Source organism: Streptomyces palmae (assembly GCF_004684805.1).
In the GTDB taxonomy this organism is placed as follows: domain Bacteria; phylum Actinomycetota; class Actinomycetes; order Streptomycetales; family Streptomycetaceae; genus Streptomyces; species Streptomyces palmae.
This window is the reverse complement of sequence record NZ_SRID01000023.1, coordinates 1-13,495: the sequence shown is the minus strand read 5'-3', so window position 1 is coordinate 13,495 and position 13,495 is coordinate 1. Positions and strand designations below refer to the sequence as shown.

Below are 13,495 nucleotides of genomic sequence, written 5' to 3'. Positions count from 1 at the left end.
GTCGATGGGCGGGAAGTCGCGCGTGGGGTCGGGGATCGGCTCCCTGGCCGCGGCGCCGCCGGTCAGTCCTGGTCCGCGAGGAGCGGGGAGACCTGCCGCTCGAAGAAGGTCTCCAGGACCACCGTGGCCCGCGTTCCGCTGACTCCGTCGATCGCGTAGATCCGGCGCAGCACGTCCTGCAACTGCCGGGTGGTCGCGGTCCTGACCTTCACCAGCACCGAGGCGCTGCCGGCGATGATGTGGGCCTCCAGCACCTCGGGGAGCGCGGCGAAGGCCTCCGCGGTGTCCCCCATCCAGGAGGTCGACTCGACCGTCACATAGGCCAGCACACCGGCCCCCACCGCCTCCGGGTCCACCTCGGCGGCGGTGCGCCGGATCGCGCCGCGCTCCCGCAGCTTCCGCACCCGCTCATGGGCGGCGCCTGCGGAGAGGCCCACGGCCCGGCCCAGCGCGGCGTAGGACTGGGCGGCGTCCTCCTGCAGCTGTGCCAGCAGCACCCGGTCGATGTGATCCATTGCATTCCATTCGATAGAACTGTTCGACAACCGTATCTCATCTGGCGATCTATGCTCTTCGCCATAGGAGATCTGCTCCACGCTGGATGGGGAGGACGCGCATGACCACCGAGCGCCCCGCGCTGTACGAGATGTTCGACGACCGGTTCCGCACCGGGCGGTGCATGAACGGCGATGAGGCCCTGGAGGTCCTGTACACCGGCTGCCGCTGGGCCGAGGGGCCCCTGTACCTGCCCGCCTGGCGGCAGTTGGTCTGGAGTGACATCCCCAACGACCGGATGCTGCGGTGGGACGAGGAGTCCGGCGCGGTCGGCGTCTTCCGCCGCACCGCCGGGCACACCAACGGCAACACCCTCGACCGCGAGGGCCGCCTGATCACCTGCGAGCAGGGCAACCGCCGGGTGACCCGGACCGAGCACGACGGCACCGTCACGGTGCTGGCCGACCGCTGGCAGGGCAAGCGGCTCAACAGCCCGAACGACGCGACGGTGAAGTCCGACGGCTCGATCTGGTTCTCCGACCCGGACTTCGGCATCACCAGTGACTACGAGGGCCACCGCGCGGAGAGCGAGATCGGCTCCAACAACGTGTACCGGATCGACCCGGCCGACGGCTCGGTCGACCTGGTCGCCGACTGCTTCGGCGCCCCCAACGGCCTGGTCTTCTCGGCCGACGAGCGGCAGCTGTTCGTCTCCGACACCCGGGCCGGCGTCATCCGGGTCTTCGACGTACGCGAGGACGGCACCCTCTCGGACGGCAAGGTCTTCGCCGACGCCTCGGCCCGCGGGTCCGCCCGCTTCGACAACCTCCGCTTCGACGACGGCGGCAGGCTCTGGGTGGCCGCGATGGACGACGGCGTGCACTGCTACGCCCCCGACGGCACGCTGATCGGGCGGCTGAACGTCCCCGAGAGGGTCGCCAACATCGCCTGGGGCGGCGCCAAGCGGAACCGCCTGTTCATCGCGGCGGAGACCACCCTCTACTCGGCCATCATGGGTGTCACGGGCACGCATCCGACCGGCCCGGGAGCCAGGCGCTGGCGGTAGCGGGCCACGTCCCCTCGCCGGGGGCTCCCCGCCGCCCCCCGGCGCCTCCCCTCGGAATCCCGTGCGGCGCCTCCTCGGGGAGCCGGACCCGCGGCTGCCCAGGTCCGGCCAGGAGGCCCGGCGCCGACCCCGCCGGTGAGCGCCCGGCCGGCGGGCCGTACGGTCATGATCATGCCTGATATATCCCTGACCACGGTCGTCCTGCTCTGCCTGGCCGCCGCGGCGGCCGGTTGGATCGACGCGGTGGTGGGCGGCGGCGGCCTGCTGCAACTCCCCGCCCTGCTGGTCGGCGTGCCCGACATGCCGCCGGTGTACGTGCTGGGCACCAACAAGGCGGTCTCCATCGTCGGTACCTCGGCCGCCGCCGCCACCTACACCCGCAAGGGGCTGGTGGACATGAAGGCCGGGATACGGATCGGGCTCGCCGCGGCGGGCGGCTCGCTGGCCGGGGCGTTCTTCGCGGCCGGCATCGACAGCGCGGTGCTGCGCCCCCTGATCATGGCGGTGCTGCTGGCCGTCCTCGCCTTCGTACTGCTCCGCCCGGCCTTCGGCACCGCCCCCGCCCTGGGCGCGCTGACCCGGGGGAGGGTCATCGCCGGCATCCTGATCGCCGGTCTGGGCATCGGCTTCTATGACGGGCTGGTCGGCCCCGGCACCGGCACCTTCCTGGTCATCGCGCTGGTGGCCACCATGCGGATGAACCTGGTGACCGCCTCCGCCACCTCCAAGGTGGTCAATGTCTGCACCAACCTCGGCGCCCTGGCGACCTTCGCCTACCAGGGCCATGTGCTGTGGCGGCTGGCCGGGCTGATGGCCGTCTTCAACCTCGCCGGCGGCACCATCGGCGCCCGGATGGCACTCAAGAAGGGGAACGGCTTCGTCCGGGGCGTGCTGGTCGTGGTCGTCGTCTCGCTGGTGTGCAAGCTCGCCTACGACCAGTGGCTGGCCTCCTGACCAGAAGGCCGGCCACTGGGCGTAGGCGTACCGGGGCCCGCGCGCCGCTCAGGCCCGGGCGGACCGCCGGCGGGCCTGCTTCACCTCGCGGTCGATGGCCCAGGCGTCCGCGACCGGCCCGAGGTGGCCGAGCTTGTCCGGGTTGATCACCGTGCGGACGGCCTGGATCCGTCCGTCCAGCACATCGAGGGCCAGGGTGTGCAGCACCCTGCCGTCCCGGTCGCGGAAGATGGCGCCCGGCTGCCCGTTGACCTCGCGCTGCTCGAAGGTCACGTCGACCCGGCTCAGCAAGGGGAAGATCGTGCCCAGCACCCGGGCCACGTTCACCGCGCCCACCACGGCCTTGGCCAGCTGCGGGGCCTTGCCACCGCCGTCCCCGGCCAGTTGCACATCGGCGGCCAGCAGGTTCCGCAGCCCGCCCACATCACCGTTGGTCAGGGCGTCGAAGAACCGCGTCGCCAACTCCTGCCGCTCCTGCCGGTCCGCCGCGAACCGGGGCCGCCCGTCCTCCATGTGCCGGCGGGCTCGCACCAGCAGCTGACGGCAGGCCGCCTCCGAGCGCCCCACCGCGGCGGCGACCTCGTCGAACCCGAAGGCGAACACCTCCCGCAGCACGAACACCGAGCGCTCCAGCGGGCTGAGCCGCTCCAGCAGCAGCAGTGCCGCCATCGACACCGAGTCGGCCAACTCCGCGGCCCGTGCCGGATCCTGGTACGGGTCGCTCAGCAGCGGCTCCGGGAACCACGGGCCCACGTACTCCTCCCGCCGCACCCGCGCGGACCGCAGCACGTCGATCGAGATCCGGGTCACCGTGGTCGACAGAAAGGCCCTGGTCGACACGGGCCGCGTCGATGAGCCGTCGAAGCGCAGCCAGGTCTCCTGCACCGCGTCCTCGGCCTCGGCCACACTGCCCAGAATCCGGTAGGCGATCGAGAACAGCAGCGGCCGCAGCTCCTCGAACTCCTCGACCTTGTTCACACCGAAACCCCGTCTTCTTCCGTCCGCGTACCCGGCCGCACCGGTCGGGTACGGGCTTCCTTGTGGTGATCACCCGGACCGCCGGCAGGTCAGGGTAATGCCCGGGGCCCGGAGCCCATGGCGGGCTCCGGGCCGATGCCGAGAGGCCGTCCGCCGGCCCCCGGTACGGACCGGAACGGGCCGGTCGATCGGGGGCCGTGCGGTGCGGCCGGTCAGCCGGTGAAGGACTCGGGGCCGAAGCGGCCCCACGCCACGAACACCGCGACCGCGAGATAGAACAGGTTCACCGCCACCAGCGGGAACTCGCGGCGCCGACCATGGGTGGCCATCGCGCCGATCATCAGCAGGACCCAGCACACGGCCGTCACCGGCACCATGACCGGCGCGGTGTCGACCACGGCGGGCAGGATCAGGCCCAGTGCGGCCAGAACCTCCAGGCCGCCGAGGGTCTTGACGAAACCGCCGCCGAGGTCCGCGACCCATCCCGCGCCCTTGGCCGCGGCCAGTTTCTGCGTGGGCACCACGAGTTTGACCAGACCGCCGAACAGGGCCACCGCGGCCAGCAGTCCGGCACCGATCCACAGTGCGAGGTTCATGAGTTCACGTTCCCGTCGCCCGGTGTCTTCTCCTCGTCCTCGCCGCTCAGTGGAACTGGCCGACCTCGTAGCTGCCGGCCGGCTGCTGGGTGATGATGTTCAGCCGGTTCACCGAGTTCATGAAGGAGATCAGGATCACCAGGGCGGTGAGCTGCTCCTGGTCGAAGTGCTTGGCCGCGGCCGCCCACACCTCGTCGCCGACCCCGCCGGCCCCGTCGGCGACCCGGGTCCCCGCCTCCGCCAGCGCCAGCGCGGCCCGCTCGGCCTCGGAGAAGACGGTGGCCTCCCGCCAGGCGGCGACCAGGTTCAGCCGCACCGAGGTCTCGCCCGCGGCGGCCATCTCCTTGGTGTGCATGTCGAGGCAGACCGCGCAGCCGTTGATCTGGCTCACGCGCAGCGCCACCAGCTCCCGCGTCGCGGCCGGCAGCGACGACTCCTGGATCGTCTTGCCCGCCGACATGAAGTGCTTGAGGGTCCTGCCACCGGTCGGGTCGGCGAAGAAGTCCAGTCGCGCGTCCATGGTGTGCTCCTTGGTGGTCGTCAGTGACTACACCCATGAGACGGAGTGACCCGGTGCCCCTGTGACATGGCTGGATGTGACCTGCGTCTCCCGGTCGAGTCGCGACGGCCGCGCGTTCACACCGGACTTCCGGGCCGGTCCGCCGATCGGCGCCGCTCACCGGCTTGACCTTCACACCGATGTGAGCCCCTACCGTCCCGAGGCATGAAGACCGAAACGACCCTGTCACGTGCTGCGATCATCCACGGCTACGGCGCGACCCCCGAGGACCACTGGTTCGGCTGGCTCGCCGAGCGACTGGAGGCGGACGGCGTCCCGACCGTGATCCCGGCTCTCCCCGATCCGGACCACCCCGACCCCGGGCGGTGGGCGGAGGCCCTGCGCGCCGGCGTCGGCACCCCTGACGAGCACTCGGCGATCGTCGCGCACAGCCTGGGGTGCCTCACCGTGCTGCGCCATCTGTGCGCGCTTCCCGACCCCTGGCGCCTGGGCACCCTCGTGCTGGTCTCCGGATTCCTCGACCGGCTGCCCGCACTCCCGGAGCTCGACGCCTACATCGGGGACGGCTGCGAAGTGGACGGGCTCGCGGACCGCGTCGGCCGACTCGTGGTGATGCGGTCGGACGCGGACCCGCTGGTTCCGTCCGGGCACACCGACCGCCTCGCCGAGCGGCTGGGGGTGCCCGTCACGGTGGTCCCCGGAGCCGGCCACTTCCTCGCCTCCGACGGCTTCACCACGCTGCCCGAGGCCCTGGAAGCCCTCACTCCGTGACGCGGACCGGCACCGGAGGACCTGGGCGCCCCGGCCACCCGGACCGCCGGAACCCGACGTTCAGGCGGCCGCGTCCGCGGCGGCGGGGCGGAAGGTGCGGCGGTAGGCCTGGGGGGTGACGCCGATGGCCGCGTGGAGGTGCCGGCGCAGGGAGGCGCCGGTGCCGAACCCGGCCCGGTGGGCCACGAGGTCGACCGGCCAGTCCGTGGTCTCCAGGTAGTGGCGGGCCAGGTCGACGCGCTGGCGGATCAGCCACTGGCCGGGGGTGGTGCCGGTCTCCTCGCGGAAGCGGCGGGTGAAGGTGCGCACGCTCATGCCGGCGTGGGAGGCCAGGTCGGCCAGGACGAGGGGTTCGCCCAGCCGTTCCATGGCCCATGCCTGGGTGCGGGCGGTGCCGGTGGCCGCCGGGTCGGGGACCGGGCGCTGGATGAACTGGGCCTGTCCGCCGTCCCGCCAGGGCGGCACCACGCAGGAGCGGGCGACGTCGTTGGCGATCCCGCTGCCGTGGTCGCGGCGGACGAGGTGCAGGCACAGGTCGATTCCCGCGGCGACGCCGGCGGAGGTGAGGATGTCGCCGTCGTCGACGAAGAGCACGTCGGGGTCGACGCGAGTGGTGGGGAACATCCGTTGCAGGCGCTCCGCTTCGCGCCAGTGGGTGGTGGCCGGGCGGTGGTCGAGGAGCCCCGCGGCGGCCAGGACGTACGTGGCGGTGCAGATGCCCACGATCCGGGTGCCGGGGCGGACGGCGGCCAGGGCGTCGCGTAACGCGGCGGGCAGGCGGCCCTCCTCGCGGATGGGGCCCAGGGCGTGGGTGGACGGGATGACGACGGTGTCGACGTCGGCCAGCAGGGAGGCGTCATGGCTGACGGTGAGGTCGTAGTCGGCCGCGGCCCGCACCGGTCCACCGTCGAGGCTGCACGTGGTCACCGCGTACAGCGGGTTGCCCGCCCGGTCGCGGGCGGCGCCGAAGATGCGGGCGGGGATCCCGAGTTCGAAGGGGATGACGCCGTCCAGTGCCAGAACGCCAACGCGGTGCATGGCCAGATCTTTTCAGGCCCTGGCACGCACATGGCTACTGGGGGCGCCCGGGGCTCGGCAGTCTGGTGAGGCGCCCGAGGAAATCGGAGCAAACCCAAAGAAAGCGCACAGAAGGAGAACACCCTCATGTCCCAGGCCGCCACCACCCCCACCATGCGTGCCGTCTCCCAGGACACCGCCGGAGCCCCCGATGTACTCAAGGTCATCCGGACCAGGCGCCCGGAGCCGGACCGGGGCGAGATCCTGGTCCGGGTGCACGCGGCGGGCGTGAACCCCTCCGACTGGAAGATCCGGGGGTGGGGTGCCTTCCCCGACGGGACGCGGCCCCCCTTCACCCTGGGGTTCGACGTCTCCGGGGTGGTCGAGGAGGTCGGCGACGGGGTGACCCTCTTCCAGCCGGGTGACGAGGTCTTCGGGATGCCGCGCTTCCCGCACTCGGCCGGCGCCTACGCGGAGTACGTCACCGCCCCGGCCCGCCACTTCGCCCGCCGCCCCCGGGGCCTGACCCACATCGAGTCGGGTGCCCTGCCGCTGGCCGGGCTCACCGCCTGGCAGGCTCTCGTCGACACCGCCGACGTCCGGCCCGGCCAGCGCGTCCTCATCCACGCCGCCGCGGGTGGCGTCGGACACCTGGCCGTCCAGATCGCCAAGGCCCGCGGCGCCCATGTGATCGGCACCGCCAGCGCCGCCAAGCACGATCTGCTGCGCTCCCTGGGCGCGGACGAACTGATCGACTACCGCACCCGGGACGTCGCCGAGACCGTCCGCGACGTCGACATCGTCGTGGACGCGATCGGCGGTGCCAACTGGGCCCACTCCCTGCGGACCCTGCGCCCGGGCGGGAAGCTGGTCTCCCTGCTGCCCCTGGACGACACCTTCCCCCACGCGGAGGTCGAGGCGGCCGGCGTGTGGGCGGGGTTCATGCTCGTCGAGCCCGACCGGCAGGGCCTGCGCGAGATCGCCAAGCTGGTCGAGGGCGGGCGCCTGCGGGTGATCGCCGACGCGGTCTTCCCGCTGGAGGACGCCGCCGCGGCCCACACGCTGGGCGAGACCGGCCGCACCACCGGAAAGATCGTCCTGACCGTCACGCCATGACCTGACCGGCCCGCCCAGCCCCCCGCGCGCGGCGCTGCGGTGCGCCTTCCGGCGGGGATCGACGCCTCCATCGGCTCCCCGCGCCGCAGGCTACCGCGCCGGGGGCAGGGTGCGGACGCGGCCGGAGGCCGTGCCGTCGCTCAGGTCCGCGACGACCAGGTCGCGGAAGCGGCGCGCGGCGGTGGACAGATAGGCGTCCGCGTGCCAGACCAGGGTCAGGGTGCGCACGCAGTCGGGCGCGTCCAGACGCAGCCAGCGGACCGGGGCCGCCGTCGGGGCGGCCTGGCGGGACATCGCGGGCAGCAGCCCGATGCCCAGTCCCGCGCTCACCAGGTGCTGGATGGCGCCCGGCTCCTCGCCGTCGCAGGTGATCCGGGGGCGCAGCCCGTGCCGCGCGAACAGCCGCTCCAGTAAGGCGCGTTGCCACAGGCCGGGCCGGGTGGTGATGAACGGCTCGTCGGCCAGTTCCGGTACGGTCACCCGCTCGCGGCCGGCGAGTGGATGGGCCTCGGCGACGGCGAGCAGCACCTGCTCGCGCGCCAGGTCGATGCCGTGCAGGGAGGGTCCGGCCAGCGGCTGGGAGGCCAGGCAGAAGTCGACCTCCCGGGCCCGCAGCCGACCCGGCATGGCGGCGGCGGCGACCTGGTGCAGATGGACGGCGACCTCCGGGTGGGCGGCCCGGTAGGCGGTCAGGGCGCCGGTGAGCGTCAGCATGGTCTCCGCGGCCACCGACACGCTGCCCTGGTGCAGCCCCGCCGCGTCGGTCAGCTCCCGGCGGGCGTCGTCCAGCTCGTGCAGCGCCCGGTCGACCCGGCGCAGCAGGGTCTGGCCATAGCGGTTCAGACGGATGCGGCGGCCCTGGCGGTGGAAGAGCGGGACCCCCAACTCCCGTTCCAGCCGGGCGATGGTGCGGCTCACCGAGGGCTGGGCGACCCGCAGCTCCTCCGCCGCCCGGCTGATGTGCTCATGGCGTGCCACCGCCTGGAAGCAGCGCAGTGCCGACAGGTCCACGTCCGTCCCCCTTCGGATCGCTCATAACCCCGAACGCATCGTTTCATGACGGAATTGGTCGTGGAAGGTATGAACGATGCCTTCTAGCGTCGGTGACATGACGGAACAACAGCTCTTTGTCAGCTATGTGGAGTCGACGCTCGACCAGCTCGCCCACGATCCGGACCGTACGGTGCTGGTCAGCGCCGAGGGCCGGCACATCACGGCGGGCCAGGTCCATGACGAGGTGCACCGGATCGCCGCGGAACTCGCCGACCGGGGCATCGGCCGCGGCGACACGGTCGCCCTGTACTCCGGCAACCGGCCGGAGGCCCTCAGCGCCCGGTACGCGGTGAACCTGCTGGGTGCCCGGGTGGTCTTCCTCTACCAGGGCATGGCCCCGGAGGTGCTGGCCCAGATCGTGACGAGCGTGGAGGCGGCCCTGCTGCTGGTGGACCCGGAGCTGCGAGAGGGGGTCCAGGAGCTGGCGAAGGTGACGGCGGAGCGGATGCTCTCCTTCGGACCGAGCCCGGTCGCGGAGGACCTGAACGCCGCCGCCGCACGCCAGGCGGGACGGCGGATCGCGGGAGCCGCGCGCCCCGAGGACGACTGGTGCATCCGGCACACCGGTGGCACCACCGGCATCCCCAAGGGCGTCCGGATGACCCACGGCCCGTACCTCCGGCAGATGCGGTGGAGCGCCGGGCACATGGCCCCCCACCCCCGCTTCCTGGCCTGCACCTCGCTGGCGCATGTGGCCGGGCTCCTCTCGGACGCCGCGATCTTCGCCGGCGGGCAGGTCTTCCTGCAGCACGGCTTCGAGCCCGGTGCGGTGCTGGAGGCGGTGCGACGGGAGCGGATCACCCACCTGTGGCTGCTGCCGCCGCTGCTCTACCGGCTGCTGGACGAGGTGGCCGGCACCCGCGACCCCGAGCGGGCCGAGGGACCGGACCCCCGGATGGCCAGCCTGCGCCGGGTCACTTACGGTGGCTGCGCCGCGTCCCCCGCGCGCCTGCGGCAGGCGATCGAGGTGCTCGGTCCGGTGCTGCACGGCCTGTACGGGCAGGCCGAGGCGGGCCACATCAGCGAGGTCGGTCCGGACGAACACGGGGTGACCGGCCGCGGCGGGCAGGTCACCGCGGGCCGGGCCGGGCCCGGGGTGGAGATCGCGATCCGGGACGGCCAGGGCAGGGCGCTGCCGACCGGGCAGGTGGGCGAGGTCCAGGTGCGCACCCCGATGATGATGAAGGGCTACTGGAAGCAGCCCGAGTTGACCCGGCAGGTGCTGCGCGACGGCTGGGTGCACACCGGGGACGCCGGCTACCTGGACGAGGACGGCCATCTCTTCCTGGTGGACCGGCTCAAGGACATGATCATCGTGGTGGGCGGCCATGTGTACCCGGCCGAGCTGGAGGAACTGCTGCTCACCCACCCGGCGGTGGCCCACTGCGCGGTGTTCGGGGTGACCGGCGCGGACGCCACCGAGGAGGTGCACGCCGCGGTGGTGCCGACCCCGGGGGAGACCGTGGACCTGCCGGGGATCAAGGAGTTCGTCACCCGGCACCAGGGGGCGATGTACGCCCCGAGCGCGCTCCACGTGCTGCCGGAGATCCCGCTCACCGACGCGGGCAAGCCGGACAAGCGGCTGCTGCGGGAGATGGCCGCGCACCGGGCGTAACGACCCCTCGAATTCGCCGACGGTCCGGGGTGTCACGCCCGGTGCCCCGCTCGCTCATCTTCGCGTCATCCCCAGTTTCCGTACGGTTGTTACTTTTTCGCCGCCTTGACGGGGGCCGTCGTCAGACACCGGCGGGAACAGAGGGGGACGGATGTCGTTCGAAGACGAGTGGGCGCGACTGAAGGCGCGGCAGGTGGTGGCCGCCGGGGGGACCCGGCTCGACCGCGTCGACGGGGCACCGGGCCCGGGGGGCCCGCAGCCCAGGCTGAAGGTCACCGACTCCACGCTGCGGGCGCGGGCCGAGAAGGCCGAGACGGTCCGCGGCCAGTTCGCGAAGGCGGACGACGACGTCATGAAGGAGATGGGGGAGGTTCCCGGAACGCTCAAGGGGTTCGCCTGCGACGAGGCGGTGACCGCGTTCCTGGAGCGCTGGAAGGACCAGATGGCCTTTGTGAAGGACCAGTTCACCGGTACCGCGAAGGCCCTGCGGACCTCCGCGGACGCCTTCCAGGCCGTGGACCACTGGACACCGCCCACGACCGGCTCCGGCGGCTCCGGGGGGAACCAGCCGTGAGCGACCTGCTGAGCTACACCGATGTGAAGAACGCCGACCTCGCCCCACTCAAGGAGGCCATCGACAAGTGGAATCTGGCGCCGGGCAAGTTCCAGCAGGTCGGCACCAACTTCGGCACCGATGTCACCCAGGGCCTGGCCAACTCCGACTGGGAGGGTGACACCGCCGACGCCGCCTGGAAGAAGCTCCGCGCAGTGGAGGAGCAGATCACCGCGGCGGCCGAGGAGGCCCGCCGGGTCCACGGCGTACTGGACGAGGCGCACAAGCAGTTCAGCTGGGCCAAGAAGGAGCTGGAGGCCATCGTCACCGAGGTGGCCGAGTACCCCGACCTGACGGTGAACACCACCACGGACGGCGCGGTCCGGATCAAGGACGGGACCAAGAACGCCGGGCAGCTGAACAAGGCGTACCAGGAGACCTTCGCCGTCTTCCGGGACCGCACCCGCAAGGCGATCCAGGCGGCCAGCGACGCGGACAGCGCCCTGGTCGCGGCCCTGACCGCGGATCCCAACGGGGAGGACCGCGGCTTCAACAGCAACGCGTACGACAGCCTCGACGCGGCCCGCAAGGCGGTCGGGCAGGACCTCAGCGACGCGGTGCGGCTGGCCGGCATCGGCAACGGCCGGATGACCTCCGACCAACTGCACCAGCTCAACCTGCTGATGTCCCGGCACAGCGCCGACCCGGAGTTCGCCGAGCAGTTCGCCACCCGCCTGGGGCCCGAGAAGACGCTCCAGCTCTGGTACAACGCCACGCACCCGAGGAACCCGCTGTACCCGGACACGAAGATCGATGAGAAGGCGTGGTGGAAGGATGCCAAGGCCCTCCAGCAGAGCCTCGGCACCACCCTCGCCACCGCCTCCCACTCGGACAGCCCCGAGATGCGGAAGTGGAAGGAGGACGTCATCCGGATGGGATCGGAGCGCCTGGAGAGCAGCGGGGGGCGCACCCACCCCTACGGCTTCCAGATCATGAGCAACCTCATGCGCTTCGGCCAGTACGACTCGGCCTTCCTCGGCACCTACGGTGACAAGCTCGTCGCCTGGGACCGGAAGAACAACACCAAGGGGCCCTTCCCCTACTGGACCAACACCGCGGACTCCGACGCGCTGAACCTGAACGGCCGCAAGGACGACACCGGCCATGACCCGGTGACCGGATTCCTGGAGGGACTGGGGCACAATCCCGAGGCCGCCACGGAGTTCTTCAAGCAGCCCACGTCCAAGGACCGGGTGGAGGGCGACGCCGACCTCAACTCCCACCTGAAGTACCTCACCCAGACCCGCAACTGGGACTTCGACGGGGTGGCCGGGAACGGCCCGCAGGACCTGCCCGGCCACGAGGCGCTGGGCCACGCCCTCACCGCGGCCACCACCGGCTACGCCTGGGACGCCCCGGAGGTCTCCGGCAGGAACCCCGACATCTACCCGCGCGAGGAGCGGCGGACCGCCGCGGCGGCGGATGTGATGGAGCAGGTCGTCCACACCTACGGCGGGAAGAACGGCCCGCGGTTGCTCCACGACCAGCCGGGGATCGCCGGCAGCCTGGGGGCCATGGGCGCGGCCTATGTGGACGACCTCAACCGCAATGTCGGCGGATTCGGCGACAGGAACGTCGGCGAGAGCCCGGACGCCTATCCGGTGGCCTATCAGGGGCACGCGGACTTCGGCCGCACCGGGGCCATCGGATTCCTCACCACCCTGGGCCACAACGAGACCGCGCACGGCATCATGAACCAGGCCGAACACCTCTACACCATGGACCGGTTGGCCCATAACCCCGCCAATGGCGGCGAGCACAGCTTCGACACGGGCATCGAGGTGCTCAAGACCGAGGCCGAGGTCCGCGGCATCCTCGACCACTCCCGCGCCGCGCAGATCACCGCCACCTACGACGCCCAGAGCGCCGAGGCCCAGAAGGCCTTCCAGGACTCCTCCGGCTGGACCCGGGTGGGCTTCAGCGCCGGGGCACCCGCGCTGGCCGCGGGAATCGTGAACGTCGTGGGCAAGGCGGGGCCTTGGGGGGTGGCCGTACCCATCGTGATGGGCGGGGCCACGGAATTCGCGAAGGTCTTCCACAGCGACGCGGTGTTCGGCGGCCCGCACATGCCCCCGCCCGTGGACGAGAGTCAGTTCTACCAACGCGGTGAGGACGATCTGAGCCGGGAGCTCGAGCAGTACCTCAAGGGGTACCGGGGCAAGACGGACGGGATGCACGACCCGGTGGACACCATCAAGCAGTCGTACTGGGGTTTGCAGGGCGAGGCCAGGGGCCTGGGCCAGAAGCCCATTCCGTAGAGGAACGGCAGGTGTTGAGCATGATGCCCAAGCGAGTCGGACGCCGCCCGGGCGCCGGATCCCCGATACCCCCGCAGCTGGTCGCCGCGGTCCTGTGCGCGGCGCTGAGCGCGGTGTCCTGCTCGGCGGGGGAGGAGGCCGGCACACCGGTGCCCAGGCTGTGCGAGTCCAGTCTCGATGCGGCGGCCGGCCGGGGGCTGGTGGCCCTGAACGGAGGCGACGGGTTCCACGAGGCCGAGGACTCGTCCCTGACCGCCGGCGCCCGGGCGCTGCGGCATTCCGGGCAGACGGGGGATCCCCCGCCCCCGGTGGCCTGCGCCGTCCTCGGCTCGGACGGGGAGGGCCCGCTGGTCTCCGTGCGCTTCCGGCGGGTGGCGGAGGGGCTGGGCCGGGTGAAGGGGAAGCTCGACTCCCGCAGCATCGAGTACCGCATGGGCGAGTGG

The 13,495-nt window shown here is 72.1% G+C and carries 14 protein-coding genes; 8 read left to right on the top strand and 6 right to left on the bottom strand.

What is annotated here, in order from left to right:
- Positions 1–62: 62 nt before the first annotated feature.
- A complete protein-coding gene (locus E4099_RS04570) occupies positions 63–515 on the bottom strand; it encodes an Lrp/AsnC family transcriptional regulator (protein ID WP_135337627.1) in 453 nt (150 codons plus the stop codon).
- Positions 516–616: 101 nt separating this feature from the next.
- Here E4099_RS04570 and E4099_RS04565 point away from each other — a divergent pair, with 101 nt between their 5' ends.
- Together E4099_RS04565 and E4099_RS04560 are read left to right on the top strand one after the other, a co-directional pair.
- The gene (locus E4099_RS04565) at positions 617–1,561 is read left to right on the top strand and encodes an SMP-30/gluconolactonase/LRE family protein (RefSeq protein ID WP_135337626.1); all 945 of its coding nucleotides are present in this window, start codon (positions 617–619) and stop codon (positions 1,559–1,561) included.
- A 171-nt stretch (positions 1,562–1,732) separates the two neighbouring features.
- A complete protein-coding gene (locus E4099_RS04560; protein WP_135337625.1) occupies positions 1,733–2,515 on the top strand; it encodes a sulfite exporter TauE/SafE family protein in 783 nt (260 codons plus the stop codon).
- 48 nt (positions 2,516–2,563) lie between these two features.
- Here the strand turns inward: E4099_RS04560 and E4099_RS04555 are convergent, their stop codons facing one another.
- The 3 genes from E4099_RS04555 to E4099_RS04545 form a co-directional block, all read right to left on the bottom strand.
- Positions 2,564–3,493 carry an RNA polymerase sigma-70 factor gene (locus tag E4099_RS04555; protein ID WP_135337624.1) on the bottom strand — a complete coding sequence of 310 codons (930 nt, stop codon included), beginning with the start codon at positions 3,491–3,493 and terminating at the stop codon, positions 2,564–2,566.
- Between the two features lie 212 nt (positions 3,494–3,705).
- Positions 3,706–4,089, bottom strand: a complete 384-nt coding sequence (locus tag E4099_RS04550; RefSeq protein ID WP_135337623.1) for a DoxX family protein — start codon at positions 4,087–4,089, stop codon at positions 3,706–3,708.
- A 46-nt stretch (positions 4,090–4,135) separates the two neighbouring features.
- Positions 4,136–4,609 carry a carboxymuconolactone decarboxylase family protein gene (locus E4099_RS04545; RefSeq protein WP_135337622.1) on the bottom strand — a complete coding sequence of 158 codons (474 nt, stop codon included), beginning with the start codon at positions 4,607–4,609 and terminating at the stop codon, positions 4,136–4,138.
- Between the two features lie 204 nt (positions 4,610–4,813).
- Here E4099_RS04545 and E4099_RS04540 point away from each other — a divergent pair, with 204 nt between their 5' ends.
- The gene (locus E4099_RS04540; RefSeq protein WP_135337621.1) at positions 4,814–5,380 is read left to right on the top strand and encodes an RBBP9/YdeN family alpha/beta hydrolase; all 567 of its coding nucleotides are present in this window, start codon (positions 4,814–4,816) and stop codon (positions 5,378–5,380) included.
- 60 nt (positions 5,381–5,440) lie between these two features.
- Here the strand turns inward: E4099_RS04540 and E4099_RS04535 are convergent, their stop codons facing one another.
- The gene (locus tag E4099_RS04535) at positions 5,441–6,418 is read right to left on the bottom strand and encodes a GlxA family transcriptional regulator (RefSeq protein WP_135337620.1); all 978 of its coding nucleotides are present in this window, start codon (positions 6,416–6,418) and stop codon (positions 5,441–5,443) included.
- A gap of 126 nt (positions 6,419–6,544) precedes the next feature.
- On the opposite strand from E4099_RS04535, the gene E4099_RS04530 reads away from it, so the two are divergent.
- On the top strand, positions 6,545–7,513 hold the full coding sequence (locus tag E4099_RS04530) for an NADP-dependent oxidoreductase (RefSeq protein WP_135337619.1): 969 nt from the start codon (positions 6,545–6,547) through the stop codon (positions 7,511–7,513).
- Between the two features lie 90 nt (positions 7,514–7,603).
- Here E4099_RS04530 and E4099_RS04525 read toward each other — a convergent pair whose 3' ends face one another.
- A complete protein-coding gene (locus tag E4099_RS04525) occupies positions 7,604–8,524 on the bottom strand; it encodes a LysR family transcriptional regulator (RefSeq protein WP_135337618.1) in 921 nt (306 codons plus the stop codon).
- A gap of 97 nt (positions 8,525–8,621) precedes the next feature.
- Between E4099_RS04525 and E4099_RS04520 the strand changes: the two genes are divergently transcribed.
- The 4 genes from E4099_RS04520 to E4099_RS04505 all read left to right on the top strand — a co-directional run.
- Entirely contained in the window at positions 8,622–10,181 is a 1,560-nt protein-coding gene (locus tag E4099_RS04520; protein ID WP_135337617.1) for a class I adenylate-forming enzyme family protein, read from the top strand.
- Between the two features lie 151 nt (positions 10,182–10,332).
- Positions 10,333–10,755: a type VII secretion target gene (locus tag E4099_RS04515; protein ID WP_135337616.1), complete on the top strand. Its 423-nt coding sequence runs from the start codon at positions 10,333–10,335 to the stop codon at positions 10,753–10,755.
- Positions 10,752–13,052, top strand: a complete 2,301-nt coding sequence (locus E4099_RS04510) for a hypothetical protein (protein ID WP_135337615.1) — start codon at positions 10,752–10,754, stop codon at positions 13,050–13,052. Before E4099_RS04515 ends, E4099_RS04510 begins: the two co-directional genes overlap by 4 nt.
- A 20-nt stretch (positions 13,053–13,072) precedes the next feature.
- On the top strand, positions 13,073–13,495 hold a 423-nt coding region (locus tag E4099_RS04505), incomplete at its 3' end, for a hypothetical protein (RefSeq protein WP_135337614.1).

Coding starts and splice junctions, on each gene's coding strand:
- E4099_RS04570 (WP_135337627.1), bottom strand. CDS start 515: ATGGATCACATCGACCGGGTGCTGCTGGCACAGCTGCAGGAGGACGCC.
- E4099_RS04565 (WP_135337626.1), top strand. CDS start 617: ATGACCACCGAGCGCCCCGCGCTGTACGAGATGTTCGACGACCGGTTC.
- E4099_RS04560 (WP_135337625.1), top strand. CDS start 1,733: ATGCCTGATATATCCCTGACCACGGTCGTCCTGCTCTGCCTGGCCGCC.
- E4099_RS04550 (WP_135337623.1), bottom strand. CDS start 4,089: ATGAACCTCGCACTGTGGATCGGTGCCGGACTGCTGGCCGCGGTGGCC.
- E4099_RS04545 (WP_135337622.1), bottom strand. CDS start 4,609: ATGGACGCGCGACTGGACTTCTTCGCCGACCCGACCGGTGGCAGGACC.
- E4099_RS04540 (WP_135337621.1), top strand. CDS start 4,814: ATGAAGACCGAAACGACCCTGTCACGTGCTGCGATCATCCACGGCTAC.
- E4099_RS04535 (WP_135337620.1), bottom strand. CDS start 6,418: ATGCACCGCGTTGGCGTTCTGGCACTGGACGGCGTCATCCCCTTCGAA.
- E4099_RS04530 (WP_135337619.1), top strand. CDS start 6,545: ATGTCCCAGGCCGCCACCACCCCCACCATGCGTGCCGTCTCCCAGGAC.
- E4099_RS04520 (WP_135337617.1), top strand. CDS start 8,622: ATGACGGAACAACAGCTCTTTGTCAGCTATGTGGAGTCGACGCTCGAC.
- E4099_RS04515 (WP_135337616.1), top strand. CDS start 10,333: ATGTCGTTCGAAGACGAGTGGGCGCGACTGAAGGCGCGGCAGGTGGTG.